17 protein-coding genes are annotated in these 21581 nt (G+C 59.8%); 8 read left to right on the top strand and 9 right to left on the bottom strand.

Annotated features, from left to right (window positions below; all coding sequences use genetic code 11):
• The first annotated feature begins 71 nt into the window (after window positions 1-71).
• Window positions 72-2009 carry an ATP-dependent helicase gene (locus TBK1r_RS15910; protein WP_419581395.1) on the top strand — a complete coding sequence of 646 codons (1938 nt, stop codon included), beginning with the start codon at window positions 72-74 and terminating at the stop codon, window positions 2007-2009.
• On the opposite strand, the gene metX is transcribed toward TBK1r_RS15910, so the two are convergent.
• The 4 genes from metX to TBK1r_RS15890 all read right to left on the bottom strand — a co-directional run bounded on the left by metX (window position 2006) and on the right by TBK1r_RS15890 (window position 7692).
• Window positions 2006-3778, bottom strand: coding sequence for a homoserine O-acetyltransferase MetX (gene metX, locus TBK1r_RS15905; protein WP_145212491.1), 1773 nt, complete (start codon window positions 3776-3778; stop codon window positions 2006-2008). The genes TBK1r_RS15910 and metX overlap by 4 nt on opposite strands.
• Window positions 3775-5079 carry an O-acetylhomoserine aminocarboxypropyltransferase/cysteine synthase family protein gene (locus TBK1r_RS15900; RefSeq protein WP_145212488.1) on the bottom strand — a complete coding sequence of 435 codons (1305 nt, stop codon included), beginning with the start codon at window positions 5077-5079 and terminating at the stop codon, window positions 3775-3777. The genes metX and TBK1r_RS15900 overlap by 4 nt, the downstream gene beginning before the upstream one ends.
• 85 nt (window positions 5080-5164) lie before the next feature.
• Complete coding sequence (locus TBK1r_RS15895; RefSeq protein ID WP_145212485.1) at window positions 5165-6295, bottom strand: S1C family serine protease; 1131 nt, start codon at window positions 6293-6295, stop codon at window positions 5165-5167.
• 5 nt (window positions 6296-6300) lie between these two features.
• The gene (locus tag TBK1r_RS15890) at window positions 6301-7692 is read right to left on the bottom strand and encodes a Gfo/Idh/MocA family protein (protein WP_145212482.1); all 1392 of its coding nucleotides are present in this window, start codon (window positions 7690-7692) and stop codon (window positions 6301-6303) included.
• A gap of 219 nt (window positions 7693-7911) precedes the next feature.
• Between TBK1r_RS15890 and TBK1r_RS15885 the strand changes: the two genes are divergently transcribed.
• The 3 genes from TBK1r_RS15885 (at window position 7912) to TBK1r_RS15875 (ending at window position 10860) form a co-directional block, all read left to right on the top strand.
• Window positions 7912-8952 carry a TIGR00266 family protein gene (locus TBK1r_RS15885; protein ID WP_473772512.1) on the top strand — a complete coding sequence of 347 codons (1041 nt, stop codon included), beginning with the start codon at window positions 7912-7914 and terminating at the stop codon, window positions 8950-8952.
• 337 nt (window positions 8953-9289) lie between these two features.
• Complete coding sequence (locus tag TBK1r_RS15880; RefSeq protein ID WP_372895509.1) at window positions 9290-9697, top strand: SseB family protein; 408 nt, start codon at window positions 9290-9292, stop codon at window positions 9695-9697.
• A complete protein-coding gene (locus tag TBK1r_RS15875) occupies window positions 9694-10860 on the top strand; it encodes a hypothetical protein (RefSeq protein ID WP_145212475.1) in 1167 nt (388 codons plus the stop codon). The genes TBK1r_RS15880 and TBK1r_RS15875 overlap by 4 nt, the downstream gene beginning before the upstream one ends.
• Before the next feature lie 82 nt (window positions 10861-10942).
• On the opposite strand, the gene TBK1r_RS15870 is transcribed toward TBK1r_RS15875, so the two are convergent.
• The 3 genes from TBK1r_RS15870 to TBK1r_RS15860 form a co-directional block, all read right to left on the bottom strand.
• Window positions 10943-11899 (bottom strand): AEC family transporter, encoded by a 957-nt coding sequence (locus TBK1r_RS15870; protein WP_419581394.1) that lies wholly within the window; start codon window positions 11897-11899, stop codon window positions 10943-10945.
• A 210-nt stretch (window positions 11900-12109) separates the two neighbouring features.
• Window positions 12110-13255 (bottom strand): N-methyl-L-tryptophan oxidase, encoded by a 1146-nt coding sequence (gene solA, locus TBK1r_RS15865; RefSeq protein ID WP_145212472.1) that lies wholly within the window; start codon window positions 13253-13255, stop codon window positions 12110-12112.
• 54 nt (window positions 13256-13309) lie between these two features.
• The gene (locus TBK1r_RS15860; RefSeq protein WP_145212469.1) at window positions 13310-14512 is read right to left on the bottom strand and encodes a DinB family protein; all 1203 of its coding nucleotides are present in this window, start codon (window positions 14510-14512) and stop codon (window positions 13310-13312) included.
• 79 nt (window positions 14513-14591) lie between these two features.
• On the opposite strand from TBK1r_RS15860, the gene TBK1r_RS15855 reads away from it, so the two are divergent.
• The gene (locus TBK1r_RS15855; RefSeq protein WP_145222676.1) at window positions 14592-15236 is read left to right on the top strand and encodes an MOSC domain-containing protein; all 645 of its coding nucleotides are present in this window, start codon (window positions 14592-14594) and stop codon (window positions 15234-15236) included.
• A gap of 28 nt (window positions 15237-15264) precedes the next feature.
• Window positions 15265-17031, top strand: a complete 1767-nt coding sequence (locus TBK1r_RS15850) for an AAA family ATPase (RefSeq protein WP_145212466.1) — start codon at window positions 15265-15267, stop codon at window positions 17029-17031.
• Between the two features lie 308 nt (window positions 17032-17339).
• On the opposite strand, the gene tnpA is transcribed toward TBK1r_RS15850, so the two are convergent.
• Complete coding sequence (gene tnpA, locus TBK1r_RS15845; protein ID WP_145212463.1) at window positions 17340-17792, bottom strand: IS200/IS605 family transposase; 453 nt, start codon at window positions 17790-17792, stop codon at window positions 17340-17342.
• An 887-nt stretch (window positions 17793-18679) separates the two neighbouring features.
• Here tnpA and TBK1r_RS15840 point away from each other — a divergent pair.
• Complete coding sequence (locus tag TBK1r_RS15840) at window positions 18680-19318, top strand: PEP-CTERM sorting domain-containing protein (protein WP_145212460.1); 639 nt, start codon at window positions 18680-18682, stop codon at window positions 19316-19318.
• Window positions 19319-19439: 121 nt separating this feature from the next.
• On the opposite strand, the gene TBK1r_RS15835 is transcribed toward TBK1r_RS15840, so the two are convergent.
• Entirely contained in the window at window positions 19440-20192 is a 753-nt protein-coding gene (locus TBK1r_RS15835) for a 3-keto-disaccharide hydrolase (RefSeq protein WP_419581393.1), read from the bottom strand.
• A gap of 110 nt (window positions 20193-20302) precedes the next feature.
• Between TBK1r_RS15835 and TBK1r_RS15830 the strand changes: the two genes are divergently transcribed.
• A complete protein-coding gene (locus tag TBK1r_RS15830) occupies window positions 20303-21577 on the top strand; it encodes a hypothetical protein (RefSeq protein ID WP_145212454.1) in 1275 nt (424 codons plus the stop codon).
• Window positions 21578-21581 lie beyond the last annotated feature (4 nt).

Below are 21581 nucleotides of genomic sequence, written 5' to 3'. Positions count from 1 at the left end.
AATGTCGATTGAGCGGTAGTTGGGGTTGCGCCCGGTGTTTTGCCGATCGAATGCGGGATGGAATGGACGTGATGGAATTAAATGCCGAGCAAAAGCGTGCCGCCGAGTTCGCCGGGGATGACGTGCTGGTCCTGGCCGGTGCGGGGACGGGAAAGACCAGCACCATCGTCGCCCGTGTCGTCCATCTGACGAAGATCGGTGTCGACCCGCGACGCATTCTGTTGTTGACCTTCACCCGCCGCGCCGCCCGCGAGATGCGGCATCGGCTGACCCAGCAGATCGGTTCCTCGGCCAAGACCGTGCCGACGGGAACCTTTCACAACTTTTGTTTGCAATACCTTCGTCGATGGCCGGATCTGTTCGAGTGCGGTTCGTTGACGATCATCGACCGCGACGACCAGTTGCAACTGATGAAGCTCGCCCGCGCGAACGTGGTGGGGAAGGACGCCGCGTTTCCCAAGTCGGCCGAACTGGCCAATTACTATTCCTACGCGCGGAACACCAACCGTCCGGTCGCCGAGTACCTGGCCGAGTTCACCGACCATGACGAAGACGCAATCAAACGGATCAGCAGCGTCTTGCAGGACTACACCAAGCGAAAGCACGAGTGTCGATATTTCGACTACGACGACATCCTGCACCTGTTCGCCCGGCAGTTGCACCGCAGCCGGATCGTCCGTGAGAAGATGCAATCGCGTTACGACCATATTCTGGTCGACGAGATGCAGGACACCAATCCACTGCAATGGTTGATCTTGGATGGCATGCGTGACCCGGCAAAATTGTTTTGTGTCGGTGACGACGCGCAAAGCATTTATGCGTTCCGCGGTGCCGACTTTCGCAACGTCCATTCCTTCACCGAGCGAGTCGCCGGCGCGCAGGTGCTGAAACTGGAGCAGAATTATCGCAGCACCCAGGAGATCTTGGATCTGTCCAACTGGTTGCTCGACCAGTCGTCACTGGGCTATGACAAACACCTTCGGGCCGCCCGAGGTCCGGGCATCAAACCCGTCCTGGTTGAATTGGACGGCGACTTTGAGGAGGCGGACTGGGTGGCATCGGATTTGATGCAGCGACATGAAGACGGTGATCCGTGGCGTGACCACATGATCCTGACCCGCAGCGCGTGGGCGGCCAGGAGCGTCGAAGCGGCCTTGATCGAAAACGACATCCCCTATCGATTCATCGGCGGCACGCAACTGCTTCAATCGGCACACGTCAAAGATCTGCTCAGCCTGCTGCGTGTGATCGACAATCCCGCCGACCAATTGGCGTGGATGCGCTATCTGACGCTGTGGCCGCGGATCGGCGAAAAGACGGCGGCGACCACGATCGGCAAACTGTTGACGATGCCAAACATCAAAGCCATCAGCGAGTTCCTGGCCGATCAATACAAAACCAATCCGCGTCTGGCCGAATCGATCACCGAGTGTCTGACGTGCTGGGACCGGCCCAGTGACGTCATCGGCGCCGCGACGGACAAGATGACGCCGCTGCTGGAAAAGAAGTACGATGACTGGGATCGTCGCAGCAAGGACCTGAAGTTGCTGCAACGATTGGCGGCCAAACACCAATCGGTCGGCGAGTTTTTAGAAACGTACACGCTGGACCCGATCACCGAATCCGAGGCCAGCAACGAAGACGTCGACGATTTGGTGACGCTGATCACCGTTCACAGTGCCAAGGGAACCGAAGCACCGGTGTGTTATCTGATCGGGGTCCAGCCGGGAAACTATCCCCATGTCCGCAGCATCGGCGACGACGACAAGGAGGAAGAGGAGCGACGGGTGTTGTATGTCGCGATGACGCGTGCCCAGAACGAACTGTTTCTGACCGGCACCCTGCGTTCGCACGGTGCCTATGTCCCGCACCACAATCGGTTTTATCAATCCGGCGGATCAAGCTCACAGCCGTACTTTTTGAGCGACGTGCCGCCGGAGTTGGTGCAGTCGGATCTGGACATCGACACCGATCCGTTTGACGCGCCGATCACATCGTTTCGCGGTTAGCCCGAAATCACCAGGATCGCGGTGTCGGCGTTCAGGTTGGGATCGTCATCGGCGTCGATGCGTTTGCCCAGGGAGGCATCGACATAGATCTCTTTTTCCAAACGAAGCGACATTTGGCGGCACAAATCGTGAACATCGGCGATGCTGGGAAATCGCCGGTTGGGCGTGTTGTACCACTCGAACGCGAATTCGCCGGGGGCTTTGGGCGAACGCCCACGGACGACATAGTCTTCTCTGAGTTTTCGGTAGGCGAAGTTGGGAAAGCTGACGATGATCCGCCGACCGACACGGATCATTTCCTGAAACAGCGTTTCCACGTTGGCGACCGCTTGCAAGGTCGCGCTCAAGATGACCACGTCGAATTGATTGTCGATGAAGGCCGGTAAGCCATGGTTCAGGTCATAGTCGATGACATCGATGCCCCGGCGTCCGGTTTTGACGATGCTCTCCTGATCGACTTCGACGCCGACGAGTTTCTGGTGCCCCCGTTTGTGAAGTGCGGCCAGCAGGTGACCATCTCCACAGCCCAGGTCGAGCACCGACGCGCCGTCGGGAATCTCGGCGAGGATCAGCTCTTCGACTTCCGAGATCGAGGCCGGCGCGGTGTCGATGTCACCGAGTCGAGCTTGCACCAACGGTCCGTACTGGGCGATGTCTTCGGCGATTAAAAAGGAATCGTGTCCCCGCGGCGTGGTGATTTCACCGTAGGTGACCGGCTTGCCCAATGCCGTCAGCGCGTTGACGATGTCACGTGACTGGTCCGTGGTGAACAACCAATCGCTGCTAAAACTGACGACCAGGAACTGGCAATCCGCATCGTTGAATGTTTCCATCAATTGCAGTCGGTTGACGCCCAGATCAAACAGATCCATCGCCATCGTCAGCGTGACATAGCTGTTGGCATCAAAACGCGTGGTGAATTTTTGGCCTTGATGGGCTAGGTACGAACCGATGCTGAATCGTTGTTCGAACACGGACACGATTTGCCGGGGGTCGTGGCGATCGGAGCCGAACTTTTGCTCCATCGCTTCGGTCGACAAATAGGTCACGTGACCGAGCATGCGTGCGATGGCCAGTCCCGTGTTGGGCCGTTTGGGTTTGTCGTAGTACTGGCCACCGTAAAAATGCGGATCGGTTTGGATGGCGTTGCGGCCGATGATGTCGAACCCGAGCGCTTGGCTGGTCAGCCGCGCGCTCGAAGCGATCACGACGCACAGATTGGTCGAATCGGGATGTTGGGCCACCCAAGCCATCGCCTGATGGCCGCCCAGCGAACCGCCGACGATGGCGTGCCAGCGGCCGATGCCCAGATGATCGGCCAGCATCCGCTGGACCGTGACCATGTCCCCGATCGTGATCCGCGGGAAGTCGGCGCCAAACGGTTGGCCGGTTTCCGGGTTCAGATCACTGGGGCCGGTCGTGCCGCGACAGCCACCTAGGACGTTGGGGCAAACGACGAAGAACCGATCGGTGTCGACCGGTTTGCCGGGGCCGATCAAATCGTCCCACCAGCCGGGATCGTCGTCCGGGTCGTGCCGTGCGGCGTGGGAGTCGCCCGAGACGGCGTGGCAAACCAGGACGGCGTTGGAAGCGTCGCGGTTGAGTGTGCCCCAGGTTTCGAACGCGCAGCAAACGTTGCTCAGGCGTCCGCCCAGTTCCAGTGCAACATCGCCGTCGAAGGTCACCGAGCGGACATGCTTGAGCGGTCCGACGACGCGGTCGTCGTCGGTGCTTGCGAACAGATCGGCGGTGGAGTCGGGCTGGCTCACGTCGCCGCGGCGAGGGCCTGTTTCAGGTCATCGATGATGTCTTGGACGTCTTCGATCCCGACCGAGACCCGAACGTATTCGGGAACCACTCCCGCCTTGGCTTGTTCTTCGGCCGTCAACTGTTGGTGCGTCGTGCTGGCCGGGTGAATCACCAACGTCTTGGCGTCGCCGATGTTCGCCAGGTGTGAACAAAGCTTGCAGGCGTTGATGAATTTCTTTCCCGCTTCCATGCCACCCTTGATGCCGAATCCCATGATCGCACCCTGTCCGTTGGGCAGGTATTGTTGTCCGCGCTGGTAGTCCTTGTGCGATTTCAGTCCGGGGTAATTGACCCACTCGACCGCGTCGTTGGACTCCAAGAATTCGGCGACCTTTTGAGCGTTCTCGCAGTGCCGGGGCATCCGCAGGTGCAGCGTTTCCAGACCTTGCAGGAACAGGAATGCTGCGAAGGGACTCATCGCCGCGCCGGTGTCTCGCAACCAGTGCGTTCGGGCATGCAGCAGGTAGGCGATGTTGCCCATCGGGCGCAAATGTTCTTCGAAGACGGCACCATGATAGGACGGAGACGGCGCACAGAACTCCGGCCATTTTTCCGGTTGGTCGGCCCATTTGAAGTTACCGCTGTCGACGATCGCGCCGCCGATGTGTGTGCCGTGGCCGCCGATGAATTTCGTCGTGCTGTAGATCACGATGTCGACGCCGTGCTCGATCGGTTTGAGCAACATCGGGGTCATCACGGTGTTGTCACACAGCACGGGGATCGCGCCGTGGGGGGCGCTGTGTGCGGCGTCGGCGATCGCTTTGAAATCCGGCACGTCGTTCTTGGGATTGCCGATCGATTCCATGTAGACCAGACGCGTGTTCTCGTCGATCAAGCCATGGATCTGTTCAGGATGATCGGGGTCAAAGAAACGAACTTCGATGCCCAGGCTTTTGAATGTTTGCGTGAACAGGGTCCAGGTGCCGCCGTACAGCGAGGTGCTGCTGACGATGTTTTGCCCGCTGTGGGCGATCGTCAGGATCGCGGCCGTGATCGCGGCTTGTCCGGAGGCGAAGCACAGCCCGGTGACGCCGCCGTCGAGTGCCGCCAGCCGTTTTTCCAGCACATCCACGGTGGGATTCATCAAACGGCTGTAGATGTTCCCGAACTCGGTCAGCCCGAACAGGGCGGCGGCATGGTCGGTGTCGTTGAAGGTGTAGCTGGTGGTCGCATAGATCGGCACCGCGCGGGCGTTGGTGGTCGGGTCGGGTTCCTGGCCGGCGTGCAACGCCAAAGTTCCTGGGCGATAATTCTCGCTCATCAATTCGCTTCCTGGGGACGGTGGTTTGTCGAGAGGGGCGAACAGTTTAGGCCAAACCGACGGGACTGACCACGGTGCGGGCGGCCTATTGCAGCACGACGTCGACGGTTTCGGTTTGGCCTTCCCGCAGGAATTGCACCGTGACCGTCTCGCCGACGCGGTGGTGTTCCAAGGCTTCCAGCATGTCGTTCATGTCGCGAACGGTTGCGTCGCCGATCTTTTGAATGATGTCGCCGGGCCGGACCAAGCTGGATTGTCCGATCACGGTTTCCCGTAGTCCGGCGCGATCGGCGGGGCCGCCGGGGACGATGTGCAGAATCAGCACGCCCTCGACGCCCAGCCGCGTCGTAACGACTTCGCTGAGTTCACGGTTGACGCGGAGGCCCAGTTGCGGCGGCTCGTAGCGACCATTGGCGATGATTTGCGGGACGACCCGGTTGACCGTGTCGACAGGGATGGAAAACCCGACGCCTGCCGAGGTGCCCGAGGGGCTGTAGATGGCCGTGTTGACTCCGATCAACCGCCCGGCACTGTCCAGCAACGGGCCGCCGGAGTTGCCGGGGTTGATCGCCGCATCGATCTGAATGACCTCTTCAATTGAACGTCCCGTCGGGCTGTCAATCGAGCGGCTCTTGGCCGAGACGACTCCGGTGGTCAGGGTTTGACTGAGTCCGAAGGGATTGCCGATCGCGAACACCGCCTGGCCGACCAGCAAGTCATCGCTGGTGCCGATGGCCACCGGCAGCAATTTCGCAGCCGGGGCGTTGATCTTCAGCACCGCCAGATCGTGATCGGCTGATCCGCCGACCAAGATCGCTTCGTAGGACGATTGATCCCAGAGCACGACTTTGGCCGAAGACGCTTCTTGCAGGACATGGAAATTGGTCACGATGTGGCCGAATTCGTCCCACATGAAACCGCTGCCCGAGCCCGCATCGACTTCGATGGCCCGTCGCGAAAACGGGCTGGCGACGCGTGATCGAGTCGTCAGGTAAACCACCGATGGGCTGACCGTGCGAAACAGTTCGACCGTCGATTGCTCAAAGGCCGCCAAATCACCTCGCGGGGTGATCGCGCGAGGTGTTCCGCTGGCGGCCATGCCGATCCCCAGCCAAACGCGGACGGTCGGCCAGACAAAGACCACGGTGACCAGCGTCAGCAGCAGCCATGTCAGGCGAAGCTGACGACGGAGATCGATCGCGTCTTCGGACTGCATCGGCTTTAGCCCATGTCGATTTCGTAGCCGCTGCGGTACGGCCTGGCGAGCATGCTGTTGGCTTGCGAATCACCGACGATCTGCTCGCTGGCGTTGTCCCATTTCAGTTCCCGACCGAGTCGTGCGCTGATGCCGGCCAAGTGACAGACGTTGAGCATTTCCATGTGGGTGTGGACGTCGCTGATGGGCTCTTTCCGTTCTTTCGCACAGTGCAGGAAGTTGGCCCAGTGAGCCGCCCGCTCGTTCCGCTCCATCGGCAGGTTCTTGTACACCTTGGCGATCGCGTCTTCGGGCAGCGGGTTGTCTTTCAGATCTTCGACCGGTTTGCCGACCAGCTTGCCGCGGTTGACAAAGATCTTGCCCTTGTCGCCGGTGATCAGCACGCCGTTGTCGGTGTCGTTGCGGATGATCATCTTGGTGCCGCCGGGATACATCACGTTGAACAGGAACGCGGTCGCGGTGTTGTAGCGGTCATTCATCACGGGCTTGCCGTCTTTGAATTCGACCGGATGGGTGGCGGTGCCGCCGATCGACAGCGGGCCTTCGGTTTGACCGTTCAGTTTGAGCGCCCAGTTGCAAATGTCGACATGGTGCGCGCCCCAGTCGGTCAGTTTTCCGCCGCTGTATTCGTACCACCAGCGGAATTCGTAGTGGCAATTCGTGTTGCCGCGGCCACGATTCTTTTGGCTCGGCAGATTGCGGTAGTCGACCTTCGGGGCCGGCCCCAACCAACGATCCCAGTCCAGTCCTTCGGGCACTTCGGCGACGGGGATTGGAGGGCTGGTGGGGGCACCGCCGATTGCGGCTTGGACTTCACGAATCGTTCCGAGTCGTCCTTCGTTGACGATCGCCATCGCTTTGACAAACAGATTGAACGTACTGCGCTGTTGCGTTCCGACTTGGACGATGCGTCCGGTTTCCTTCTGAACCTTGCGGATCAACTTGCCTTCGTCGATCGTCAACGTGAGTGGTTTTTCGCAGTAGACGTCTTTTCCGGCCAGCATGGCTTCGATCAGTGGCTTGGTGTGCCAGTGGTCGGGGGTGGCGATGTGCACCGCGTCGATATCCTTGCGGTCGAGCAACTCGCGATAGTCGGACGACTGTACGGCTTTGCCGCCGCTGTGTCGTTGGCTGAACGACTGGCGGCGACCGGCGTCGACGTCACACACGGCGACGACGTCCACCCAGTCTTTGGCGGAGTTCATGTTGCCGCCCGCCATGCCGCCGGCACCGATGACGCCCATCGCGACGCGGTCGTTCTTGCTCTTGGTTTCGTCGGCCAGCGTTTTCGGCGTCGAATAAAAGTAAGGGACCGAGGCGGCGGCCGAGGCGGCTGCGGCGGTCTTGAGGAATTGGCGACGTTCTTGGCGATGGTTCACCTTGGATCGCTTGGTCATCGGAATGCCTTTATGATGGGGGACTGGATTGGTGTGGGAAATTTGCAGATCAGGACTGGAGAATCGGGACGGCGCGAACGAGCGGGGATCGGTGACAATCCACGGTTCGCGTTCGGTATCGGAGCCAGCGCCCTATGGTAACTGCTAATGGGCCCTTTGGGGCAGCCTGCGACCCAGCGAAAAGTGACCATCTCGTTAATGTTTGGAGGAGAGGAAACAGTGGAATTTGACTGTCCGATGTGCGGAAAACACTACCAGGCCGGTGAAGAGATGGCGGGGAAAGACGTCAATTGCAAGGCCTGTCGCCAGACGTTCCGTGTCCCGGGAGGCTCCTCGACCGTTCCGTTGGGTGGTTTTTCCGGTCTGAATTCGACCACCGACGGCGATGATCGGTTCTCAGCCGGCGAGATCGAAATGAGCACCGCGCCGGTCACGATGCGGGGCGGTCAATCCGGGGACGGGGTCAGCCGGCGCAGTGACGAGATCGATTATGAAGTCTTCGGCCACGAGACCCAATACGTCGAAATCACGCTCGATCCGGGAGAGCAGACGATCGCCGAAGCGGGCGCGCTGATGTACATGACCGAAGGCGTCGAGATGGCGACTGTCTTCGGCGACCCGTCCAAGCAGGACAGCAGCCTGTTCGGCAAGGTCTTGTCGGCGGGCAAGCGGGCGCTGACCGGCGAGGCACTCTTCATGACGACCTTTACCAATCAGGGCCGCGGGCAAGCCAAGGTCGCCTTCGGAGCACCCCATCCCGGACGCATGATTCCGTTGCACCTGGATCAACTGGGCGGAGAAATCATCTGCCAAAAAGATGCCTTCTTGTGCGGTGCTCGCGGGATCACAGTGGACATCGCCTTTCAAAAGAAGATCGGTGCGGGGCTGTTCGGCGGCGAAGGTTTCATCATGCAGCGGCTCAAGGGCGACGGCATCGCGGTCATTCACGCCGGCGGAACGATGATGTACCGGGAACTGGAACCCGGCGAGACGCTGCGGCTGGACACCGGGTGCTTGATGGCGATGGGGCCATCGGTCCACTACGACATCCAGTTCGTCGGCGGGCTGAAAAACGCGTTCTTCGGCGGCGAAGGGCTGTTTCTGGCCACCGTTCGCGGCCCCGGTCCGGTGTGGTTGCAATCCCTGCCGTTCTCGCGGTTTGCCGGGCGACTCGCCGCAGCGATTCCCTCGGCCGGAAACACCCGCAAGGGCGAAGGCTCGCTGTTGGGCGGGTTGGGCGAAATGTTTATGGGAGATTGAGACCGTGTGCCCCGCGAAAGCGGGGGGACGTGAGTCGTTCCAGCGGGACGCGTGACGGCTTGTTGATTTAATCAGCCGTTTGGCGCGAGCCTACGGGCGCCGGAGAGTAATTGACAAGATGAATGCCCGTACGCTTGCGCGCTCGCGGCTAATCCCACGTGCGATCGGATTAAATCAACAAGCCGGTGAGCGACCGGCGCGAGGTGAATGCTCGGCCAAGTCGCGCCACGCTGCTGGCGCGGCCTGCCGGGATGACGGGTTTGCTTTTTCGTGCCCGGCTGCGATAACTAGGGGATCACCACTCCGGCCCAACCGCCCCCAAAAACCTGCGAGCCAAATGATGTCCGAATCGACCGAATCTCTCGAATCAAAACTGGCGCTCGCGATCGAGCAGCGCGACGCCGTTCTGGTTCGTCAATTGTTCGACTCGGCAGAGTTTGTGCTGCTGACGATGTCGGATGAGGAAGATGATGATGACGAAGAAGGTGCCAGCGTCTTCAGCACCGAACTGGACGGGATGCATTTGTTGGTCGCATTCACCAACGAGCAAGCCGCCGGAGATTTCGTCCATTCGATGGAAGAAATGTACGAAGAGGGAGACGAGATCGAAGGCTACGTCCTCGACGGCGACGCGCTGCTGCAATACATGCCTCCCGAACACGGTTTGTATCTCAACCCCGAAAGCGATGAATCGCTGGTGATCGATCAAGAACTCTTGGACTTGGTGCAGAAATCGGAGGCGTGACGCCCAATCCCTATCAGGCTCCGCTGACCGATTCGCTTGCCGCCCAGCAATCGCCCCCGCCCAGTCACTTCATTCCAGGCCGCTTGGAATTCAAGGGCCAGGTGACGCCGCAGCATCATCGTGATGCGGTCATCAAAGCGGGAATCCGAACCGAGTATCGCAACACGACGCGCGTCATGCTCGTCCTGGCCGGCTTGTTCGCGCTGTTGTCCGGCGTGCTGGTGTTGGTCACCGGCAATCTGGACGCCACCCACCTGCTTCGCACGCTGCTGGCGACCGCCGTGCTGCTCGTCGGTGTTGGCCTGTTTTGTCGCCACCAGCGTTGGTTGATCGGGACCCGCGTTCCAAGCTTTCAGCTCGCCTTGGGGCCGATTCATGGCTGGATCGACCGAGACGGTTTGTGGCTCGAAACCGAGCAGAGTCAAGCCTATTGGCCGCTCTGCAACCTCGTCTCCTGCGCCGCAACGCATGACCTGTGGGTACTCAGCTTTGGAAAGGAGCAGACGTTTTGGCAAACGCTTCCGGTCGATGCGTTCGCCGATCCGGCATCGGCACGAAGCGTGGCGGCGGATCTGCAGCAAGCCTTTCCACCCCAGTTGCCACAACTTCTTGACGAACGGAAACGAACGCCGCCGGAGACTGTGTGCCTGTTTTCGATGCCTGGGGATGCGATCGAGTTTGAAGGAAACTTTTACGAGGACTGTGCACGGGGAACGCGTTTGTTGAAGGCGACCAAGCAAGCGGTGGTGCGGACTTGGGTCGCGTTGGCCGTTCTTCTCGCCAGTCTGCTGGTGAGCATCTTTGTGCTGACGGGGTTTCGCACGCTGTATGTCGCTCTGGCGGCTTTGTGGATCGCTATTTTGGTGGCGAGCATCTTTGTGCGTGTCTGGCGCGCGCGTCGTGCGGCAAAACAAAAAGGCCGGATGATCGCTTGGTATTCCAAGGGCTGGCTGGATGACCAAGGGTATTGTGCAATGACGTCGCTGGGCCAAACACGGGCGACATGGCAATTCTTTGATCACGTGGAAATCACCGAGGACTCCATCGGGCTGTATCCCCACGAGAGCGACGTCGCCTGCTGCCTGGTCTCGCGTGAACAGTTTGCCAATACCGACGATTGGAACCGAGCGACCGAGTTGGTGCGTGGGAAGTTCGTGGCGTAAGCTTCCAGCTTGCGTGGAAAGCAGCGAACAAGCGGGGCGTTTGGGGGGGGCGCAGGCTGGAAGCGTACGCCACTTGCAAGCACTAGGTCAGCCACCAGGCTCCGACGGCGAGCCAGGTGGGGATCAAGACGATGCCCGCGACGGAGGTCCACAAGACGACTCGCAAGGAGGTTTCGGTGTCGCGTCCGTAGAGCTTGGTCAAGACGATCGGAAAGACCGCCGCCGGCATCGCCGCCTGCAACATCACGACCGTGCGCAGGTCGGGACTTTGCACCAACCAGCCACCCACGCCGAGCATCAACAGCGGCAAGATCAGTTGCCGGACGCCGATCCCCGCTACGATCACCCGCGCGTCGGCCAGCCAGGATTGATCACGGATGAAGTCGACGATGATCGCACCGCTGAGCAACAATCCCAACGGAATCGCGCACGACCCCAACGTCCCGATCGCCGTCGCCAACGGTGTCGGGATGGATTGTGCCCACCCCATGGAACTGAGAAAGATTGAGAACACGACCGCCCACAGCGGTGGGCTGATCAACGTTTTTTTCCAACCGTCGCGGCCCGAACCACTGATGATTGCAATCCCAATGCTCCACAGCGCCATCGTGACCCCCACGTTATGCAGAATCAGATCGATCATTGCGGTGGGATAAAACTGTTCGGCCAACGGCAGCGGGATGTAACCGTAATTGCAAATCCCCGCGCTCAAGGCGAAGGCTCGCTGCGACGAATCGCTGACCAGCCCGAACCAGCGGCCGATCGCTGAACGGGCAAAGCCAAACGCCAGAAATAGTCCCAAAGCGGTCGACACGAATCCGAACAGCGGGGGTTGCCAAGCGGTGGAGATCTCACCGATCTCACTGCTTCGCGAAAACTGGTGCACAAAGTAAGCCGGCAGCATGACGTTGGCGGTCAGATTGGCCAACGTCCGATCGGCTTCGGCGGTCAGCCATCCGAGCGACCGGCAGGCGGCCCCCACGCCCATCACCAGAAAGACACCGAGGACGGACGCGATGATGGGCCAAAAGTCTTGCATGCCGCCCAACATAAACCCCAGCCCCCGCGGGCGTAAGAAGTCGTCGCGGCAAGGTGAGAATGCGAACCGACTGCCGCCGGGCAATGGGGATGATGGTTCGTTTAAGGTGAATCGTGTTCGTCGGGGGCGTTTGGAGACAAGGAGACAAGGAGAGAGGGAGACAAGGAGAGAGGGAGACAAGGAGATAGGGAGACAAGGAGATAGGGAGAGTCAGGTGTTGTGTCGTCTTTCAAGACGTAATAGCGAGGTCTCTAGGGTTGTCTGGCCGTCGAGGACGAGTTGACTGGCGATTTCGCCGAGGACGCTGGTGAATTTAAATCCGTGGCCGGAGAGTCCGGCGACGATCGCGACCTGGGGGTGGTCCGGATGAACGTCCACAATGAAGTGTTCGTCCGGCGTCATCGTGTAGTAGCACCCGACTTGTGCTTGCAGGTGGTTGCCGACGCCGGGTAGGAACGCCTTGAGATAGTCTTCAATCAATGATTGGTCGGCGTGATCGGGCGGGTGTGCCGGGGTCGGGGAAACGATCGGTGTTCCGCCGCTGTGACGCGAGACTTTCAATCCATCCCGATCGTTGGAGGGGAAACCATAAAAGTATCCCGTCGGGGTTTCATGAAAGAAGCAGGGGAAGCCGTCGCGTTGGTCGTAGCCCGTTTGTTGCGGTGCATACCAATATTGATACTTGCGGAGCACGCTCAAGCGGATTCCCAACCCGGAAAGTAGTTGTCCACTCCAGGGGCCGCCGGCGATGACCAGTCGATCGGCGTGTTCGACGCCGTCGTCGGTGGTCACTTCAACGCCGTGTGGGGACGCGCGCCAATGACGAACCGGTCGCTCATGTTGCAACGTCGCCGATGCCTGTTCGGCCAGGCGTAGATGGGCTTCCACACAAGCTTCAACGCGCAAGTACCCGGCGTCTTTTTCGATCACGGCCTGCCATTGGGACTGTGAGTGCAACTCTCGTGCGGCCAATCCCGGCCAACGACGCGCGACCTCGGCGATCGGAAGTTCTTCGATCGCCAGTCCATGCTCCGCCGCGCTTCGCAACACACCGGGGATGACCACGCCCTCCTTCGGCCCCAATTCAACCAAGCCCGTTCGATGAAACAGATGCTCGTCGGCGGCCTGTTCCAATTCGTTCCACAGCTCGTAGGCGCGACGCAGCAACGGAACGTAGGACGGATGTTCGAAATACGCTTGACGAATGATCCGCGTCTTCCCGTGCGAGCTGCCATAGGTGTGGAGGCGGTGGTGCTGGTCCAGCCCCAGAACACGGCAACCCCTGGCAGCCAAATGATAGGCGGCGGCGCTACCGACTCCGCCGAGCCCGATCACAATCACATCCCAATTTGCCATCGCAGACTCTTTCGTTGTGAAGACACGAAACAGAGCGGCTCGGTACAGCGAGGCTCACTCGTCCGGCCAGCCGGCCGATTCGAATTTCTTTTTCGTGTTTGCCGTGTGGTCGTCGTAGTGTCGATCCATTTGCCGCAACAGTCCACGCAGTGTCCAGCGGCTTCCCGGCGCCCTGACGTCGAGATTGATGCCGCGAAGCAAGTAGGCGAACCGTCGCGTGAAGTCGCTGACACGTTGCATTTGTCGTGACTCTTCCTTTCCGTCCCAATCAGGGTGGGCTGGGACGTAGTCGGGCGGCATCTGTTTGGGATTCAAATCCATCACCGGAATCGCCGGGTCGAGCGCGTGATAGATCTGCGAAAAGAAAAGCAGCTGACGCCCCATCATGTGCTCGGCATTCCAGCGCGGCGTATGCGTCCCGTTGGCGGGCCGGAAATTCAATTGATTGGCGCTCAACCGGCTGAACACGGCTTGGGAGCGATCGCACGACGCTTCCATCTTCTTCATCAGCGATTCGAGCTCCTCGGAAAGTTCGTACGGCTGGTCGTTCAACTTCACCAAACGAGTTTGCCCGGCGCGATCGGTGGACTGGGAAACCGCGAACGTGTTGTGGTCCACCGCGGTGATTTCGCCGGACGCGTCGATCGAGTCCGCGAACGGCTTGGCGGTTTCGTCCGTGATCTGCGATGGCAGTAGCACGAAGCGGGGTTGCATGGCTTTGATCCAGGCCGTCACAGCGGCATCGGCATCCGGGATATCTTTGGGCAACGGGATGACCACGACATCAAGTTTCGCATCCTGCTTGGCGAGCGGTGCGCCGGCGGCGGACGAATCCCCCAGGACGGCGACACGGACACCGTCGGTTTGGACCCACATCCCGGCGGCTTTGTCGTCTTGGCCGGACATCGACGTCACGTGAATTGATCCGGGAATCGCGTTTTGATCAGTCGCCGCTGTCCAAGTTGCGGCGTCGTCATTGGCACGTCGGGACCAGGCGTGATCGACCCCGCCGCGGCTGGTGACATGCTTTTCGAAGGGACTGTCGGAGGACTGCTGAGGTGGTCGGCTGGCTGAAACCACCAGCCGAAGTCCCCAGTGGTTTTCGATACTGACGCGACCGTCGGGCCACAAACGAATCGCAAGCGGTTCACCGTCCGCCGCGATCACGGAACTCGGCGCGGTGCTCATCAGAATGGCGACGACAAACGCGGCACCGCAAAGCACCGGGGCGATTGGCAATATTCTGGTGGTGGGCATAGATCAATCCGTGTCCGATCCGTTATTTTGATCAAGCGACACACTGACGCCTGTTCCAAGTCGTTCCACTTTAACGTAAATGATCACGATCGAATCGATCCAACTGGGAAAAGTGGTGACCGAAGGTGACCCGAGTTCACGTGACGCGATGTCACGCCAGTGGACGAGTGCCTTTCGAAAGACGTGTGTCGACGGAGCGGTTTCGGTCAATGAATTGGGGCTGATCGGTGACCAAGTTGCCGACAGGAAGAATCACGGCGGCCCGGAAAAGGCGATCCTCTGTTACGCCGGTGTTCACTATCGATCTTGGGCCGAGGAACATCCCGAGCTTGACTTTTTGGCCGGCGGATTCGGTGAAAATCTGACACTCGGCGGTGTGACCGAGTCGGACGTGTGCATCGGTGATCGTTTTCGGTCCGGCGAGTGTGTTTTGGAAGTCAGCCAACCTCGTCAGCCGTGTTGGAAGATCGCGCGGCGCTGGCAGACCAAATCGATGACCAAAGAGGTCACGCAGACCGGACGCACCGGATGGTATGTGCGGGTCATCACGGGCGGATCGTTGGCATCGGGTTCGGAGTTGGAATTGATCAGCCGTCCCAACGCCGATTGGACCATCGCTCGGGCCAACGATGTTCTCTACGGCCGTGAAGTCGATCGGATGGCCGTTCACGCTCTGATGCATCTCCCCGAACTGTCGCGGGAATGGCAGGACGCACTGGCGTAATACTCTCACTCTTAGGAATCCCCAGACCATGTCACGACCTAGCGACGACAGGATCATCGAATCCATTCGGCTCTATCGCGAAGCCCTCGCGGAGACGCAAGCCCTGTACATCGAAGGGGGCCAGCTGGTGCGTGGATCCTACGGCTGGCTGGGCGGTGGTGACGATCCCGATGCGGCCTCGCTCTCAGATCAGATGAATGAGCTGCATCAGGGGTTCCTGATGAAAGTCTTTGCGACCGTCGTGCCCGACGCGAGTGCCAAGAACCTGGAACAGCGTCAACTCGGCCGCGTGTTGTTGGAACACATTTGGGGCAAATCGGTGCTGGGCAGCCAACTGCACGAAGCGGTCGACTGGCTGATCAGCGCCGCAGACGACTTCCAGTGGTCCGACCTGGTGCGTCCTTTCGTCGAACTGCCGGAACTCCGCGGTCACTGGGGCGAGTTGGAAACGTTGGCCATGCGGATGGCAACCCTGTTGACGTCGGTCGACGGTACGGTCAGCGCGTCGGACAACGAACGGGTCGAGTTGATGAAACAGCAATTCGATATCGCCCGCGGTCGGGCGCCGGAAACATTGGTCAGCGAAACCGATACGTCCAACGCCCGCGACGCCCTGAAGTGGTTGCGTAAAGAGGCCAAGCGACTTCGGGAAGGCGTCGGGCCGACCGCCGCCGAAAAACCGACTCCGGTTGCCGGACCGGGAGGAGGTGCAGGGAGCAGTGTCGGCGTGGCAAAGCCGGTGGACCGCTCCAGCGACGACCCGCCGATCGATGAGCGGACACCCGAGCAGCGATTGGCCGACGCCAAGGCCAAGCTGGACAGCCTGATCGGGCTGGAGAACATCAAAGATCAAATCACGACGTTGACCAATTTTTTGGCGATGGAACGTCGCCGCAAAGAGCTGGATCTGCCGACCTCGCGTCCTAGTTTGCACATGGCCTTTGTCGGCAACCCGGGAACCGGCAAGACGACGGTAGCCCGGATCATTGCCGAGATCTACGGCGCGCTAGGCATTTTAGAAAAAGGCCACTTGGTGGAGACCGATCGAAGTGGACTGGTCGCCGAATACGCCGGGCAGACCGGCCCCAAAACAAACGCCAAGATCGATGAAGCGCTCGACGGCGTCTTGTTCATCGATGAAGCCTACACGTTGATCGACGAGAGCGGCCAAGACCAGTATGGCCGTGAAGCGATCCAGACCTTGCTCAAACGCATGGAAGATCAGCGTGACCGACTGGTCGTCATCCTGGCCGGTTATCCCGTCGAAATGCGACAGATGATTCGTAGCAATCCGGGGCTGAGCAGCCGTGTCGGAACAACGATGCAGTTCTCGGATTATTCGCCCGAAGCATTGTGCCGGATCTTCGAATTGCTGGCCAAGAAATCGAAGTACACCTTGCCGACCGAATCACGGCGTCGACTGCTGCGTGGATTCACCTACTTGTACGCCAGTCGCGATCGACACTTCGGCAACGGGCGGACTTCGCGCAACAGTTTGGAGCGGAGTGTGCGCCGATTGGCCAATCGCATCGCATCAACTGAAGACGTGACGCGTGAGTTGCTCACGACGCTTGAGCCGGAGGATATCGAAGTGGCGGGTGTCGATCCGATGCACCTCAAAGCCATGGCGGCCGAACCGGGCAAGGTGCGGGTCGAGTGCAAGGGCATCCCGCAAGTCATCGACGATCAATGCTTGGGGACCGAAGTGAAGTGCGAAGCCTGCGGCGAGATGTTTCTCGCCGACTGGGGCGAGCCTGTGTTAGAACTCCCCGCGGGCGAAGAAGAGGCGTTGTAGTCTTGTTCAACCCCGTTGGGCTTGGCGGGCCTGGTGTTGACGGGTCTTGGGGTGCGCTATCGCGACCCCAAGCTTTGTTGTGTCACGCCGCTGGCGTGGAAACCGCGACGCGGTTTGTTGGGTCAACCTTACGCAAGACGCCATCGGTGTCACACCGCAGAGCGGTGAAACAACAAAGCCCGGGGTCGCGAGAGCGCACCCCGGGTGATGGATTCAAAACGGCATTGGAACGCCAACGGCGTTCAACAAACGGTGCCGGATTGTCCGGCGGAGGGCACGCCGTCGGCGAATCGCCCTGCGTGTGTCATCTAGTCCCAGACGTACCGTTCGTCGATCTCAACGTGGTAACGTTTGCAGATTCTACGGAATTCCTCCTGGAAGGACTCCTTGCGATGATGAATCTCCTGGTTGCGGATGTACTCGGTCAATCCATCGACGTGTCCAGGGCTAATCGAAAACGCGCCATACCCGGTCTGCCAATAGAAATTTCTGATGGACGATTCTTCCTTGATCCAATCACTGCTCGGGCGTTTCAGTGACTGAACGAACTTCGCGATCTCGATCGTCTTGCCGAGTCGGCACAACAGGTGAACATGGTCTTCGACGCCACCAATGATCACGGCTGGGCAGCCTTGTTTTTTACAGATTCCGGCTTTGTACGCGTATAGCTTCTGACGAAATTCGGGGTCTTTCAAAAACGGTTTTCGGCTTTTCGTCGAATAGATCAAGTGGACGTAGATTTGAACGAGTGATTGCCCCACGTGATCGCCTTCTGTGTCGTCTCAAGTGATCCAGCGGCGCGCACGGCAGTTGTTCAACCCCGTTGGGGTTGGCGACCTGGCGGTGGCCGGGACTTGGGGTGCGCTACCGCGACCCCAAGCTTTGATGTGTCACGCCGCTGGCGTGAATGCCGCGTCGCGGTTTGTTTCGTTAGCCGGTCTGTATAGCATCCGCGGCGTCTTCCGCAAAAAAAACTTCGCCAGTATGGGGGTGTGGCGTTCTTGTTCAATCCCGTTGGGATTGGCGGGCCTGGTGGTGGCCGGGACTTGGGGTGCGCTATCGCGACCCCAAGCTTTGTTGTGTCACGCCGTTGGCGTGGAACCGCGACGCGGTTTTTCGGATGATGGGGTGCACGCGACGGGGCGGATTCCGGTGCGGGCGATGATCCACGCCAGCGACGCCATCGGCGTCACACCGCAGAGCGGTGCCACAACACAGCCCGGGGTCGCTCGAGTGCACCCCGGGTGAGGGATGCAAATCGGACCGGAACGCCGACGGCGTTCAACAAATAGCGTGAGATTGTCGGGCGTCGCGAACGGCATCGGACGACCGACTGGGTGGCTTGCGTGCACCTGTTAGGGGTGGATGGCTGGTGATGACCGGAACTTGGGGGGGCGATACTGCGACCCCAAGCTATAATTTTGTCACGCCGCCGGCGTGGCGACATCGGTGCGACTCCAGCGATCCTGCACGATCAGGGAACCGTGTGCCTCTTGCTCTATTTGGTCCAGGGATGTTCTCTATGGGAGGGGGGTGTTGGAATCGGATAAATCTGCAAAGTCGCAGTCAATAAGCTGGACAGTTTGTAGGATTTGCGTATGATCGGAACTTGACTCTAGGTCGTCAGTCGCAGTCATTGGAGTATGTAATGCGTCGTTTTGTGTTCCCTTGTGCCCTCGCCCTTGCTGTGGGAATTGCTTCCCAGGCTTCCGCAGCTGCTGTGTTGAGGTACTCGTCCGATGGAACTGCGGGCAGTGCGAGAGACAACTTAGTGGTGCTCGCTGACGCGGGCGATACCGTACGTCTTTCGGTGTTCGTCTTTCAGGATCCCGGTGACACCCGCATCGCTGCAACCGGCCTGACGACCGCGGGATTTCAAGCGAATTTCAACCCGGGTGTGGGTGTTGTTTCCAACGCGACGACGGACGCCGGTTTCGGCTTTGGTCCACCCGCAACATTTGACAACGTTGTGGGAACGGTGGTATCGGGCGGTGGAGTGAATTTCTTTTTACCGTTGCGTCCTGGTAAGGATACAGGAAACGCATTGATTGGCTTCTTCGATTACACGGTACAACAGAGCGGAAGCACGACGACGTTTACGTTTACCGATCCGAACCCAGGCTCAACTGCGGACAACGTTCTCGATGATGCGTCGTTCACGAACCTTGATCCAGAGCTTTTCGCAAACGCGGGAACCATTACGATCACCTCGGTGCCGGAGCCGACGACCATAATGGCTCTCAGCGGACTTGGCTGCATGGTGTTGTTGCGTCGCCGTCGTCGCTAAGACGTAAGCCCTGGGAATACCCACCATCAAGGCACCGCCGATTGTGAATCGGTGGTGCCTTTTTTTGTGAGGTGAACGCGGCGTGCCGATCAATGCTCATGCCTTGATGGATCTTGCCGAATCACCGATCCAGCGACTTGATCCAGATGTTCTTGAATTGAACCAAGCTGGAGGCGGGCTTGAGTTTGCCGTCTTTTCCGGGGCCGCCGTGGTGCTGCAGCACGATCGGGCCCCGCTCGGGAATTCCCGGTAATTTCGCTTGCTCCAGGACCATGTGGTCATTCAGGAGTACCGTGACCCGGTCTCCGATCAAAATGATCACAAACGAATTCCACTGGCCGATCGGTTTGTCGGCGTTGATGCGTGGGGTGACGCCGGCGCGGATCTCCGGCGGCGTGTCCCGGTTGTTGCGAATCCCATACACTTCGCCCGAGCCGACCGGCCATCGCCAAATATTGAGCTGTGCTTGGGGGTGACCTCGCAAGTAGATCCCCGAGTCGGCGTTGGGCATCTTGATCGTCAGCTTCTGGCCGGCGGCATCGGTCAGGTAACTTCCATCGCTCAGCACGATCGGGACGTCGTACGACCCAGAGGCTTCCTTGATCCGCCAATCGATCTTCAAAATGAAATCGCCATACTCCGCGGCAGTCTTCAAGTTTCGGTCGCCGGTTGCTTCGCTGCGGGCGTCGTAATCGATGACGCCGTCGATGACTTTCCAGTGACCGTTGTCGCCTTCGGGGACCACCCAGCCGGAGAGGTCTTGGCCGTTGAACAGGGAGTGATAACCGTCTTCGATCTCGTACTGAGCGTAGGCGCAAACGCTCCACAGAAGGTTGCTGACAACCAGCAAGGCGATGGATTGAGGTAGCCGCATGATGATGCTCCGAGAGGTGCTGGGGAATTGGAACGCCGTAGTGTAACCTCGTGGTCCGGCGCGTGCCGCTTGACGCATGACCGATCACTCCGCAACCCCGACGTCTGGTCTTGACACTTCCGCCCGACAAACCCGACACCGCATCACCTTCGACGGTCCCGCTGCCCTCGATGGCAGCCAACCGGTTTGCCCGAGTGTGGGCGATCGGGCTAGCGGTTTTGATCCTGGTCACCTTGCCGATCTGGATCCCGCCCTGGGGGCGCGACCCCGGTTTTCCGCCCGTTCCTTGGATCGCGGTGCCCGGTGCCGAGTGGTTGGCCGGCGCGGTGGAAACTGTCGCACTGGCCGTCCTGCTGATCGGTTTGGCGGCGGCCGTCTATCGTGGCGCCGACCGATGGTGCTGGTGGGGCGTCGCCGCAGCGCTGGCCTGTTTGATCGTGCTGGACCAACATCGCTTGCAACCCTGGGCCTACCAATCGCTGTTGTATGCTGTCCTGTTTGCCGGGATGTCGTGGCGGGAAGGTCGTCGCTGGGTGATTGCGATTGCGATCAGCATCTATTTCTATAGCGCGTCTGGCAAGTTTGATTACCAGTTTGTTCACACCGTTGGCCATCAAATGGTGCAAACGCTCGCCAGCCCGATCGGCGGCGTGGGTGATGCGACCGCGGCGAGGCTTGCGTTTGCGTTGCCAGCCGGTGAACTTGCGATCGCGATGGCGTTGGCGTTTCCCTGGACACGCCGAATCGGCGGTGTCTGTGCGATCGCGATGCACGTGACGTTGATCGGGTTGCTCGGCCCGTGGTCCCTCTCGCACAGCCTGGGGGTGTTGGCATGGAACGGATTGCTGGCCATCCAGGCAGCGTTGTTGTTTGTCGTCTCCCCGCGACCGATGGAGCAAACCGATCAGCAAGTTCCGCTGCCGACACGGCATCTGGTACGCTGGCCGATTCGTCTGGCGGTCGTCGCCGCCTTGCTGTTGCCCCTGACCGAACGATCGGGGTATTGGGATCATTGGACGTCTTGGGCACTGTACTCGCCACACAACAGCCGCGTCGAAATCCAAATCCATCAGTCCGCGATCGATCGGATGCCGAGTGACGTCGCCGCTTTTTTGGACGATCCGGATGGTGATCGATGGAGTGACTTGGATATCGGGCAATGGTCGCTGGAGCGGCGCTGGGTGCCCGTTTATCCGCAAGCCAGGTATCAGCTTGAGCTGGCCGTCCAGCTTGCCGAGCGTCACGATTTGGATCAGGCGATTCGTGTAAAGCTGAAACGTGCTTCGGATCGATGGACCGGGGAACGTCAAGAAACATTCTTGATCGGTGTAGCGGAATTAAAGCGAGAGGCAGAGCGGTATTGGCTGGGTGCTGTCTCGCGTTAGTGCT

Origin of the sequence: Stieleria magnilauensis, assembly GCA_007753675.1 — a bacterium.
GTDB lineage: Bacteria > Planctomycetota > Planctomycetia > Pirellulales > Pirellulaceae > Stieleria > Stieleria magnilauensis.
This window is presented reverse-complemented; position numbering and strand designations above follow the sequence as displayed.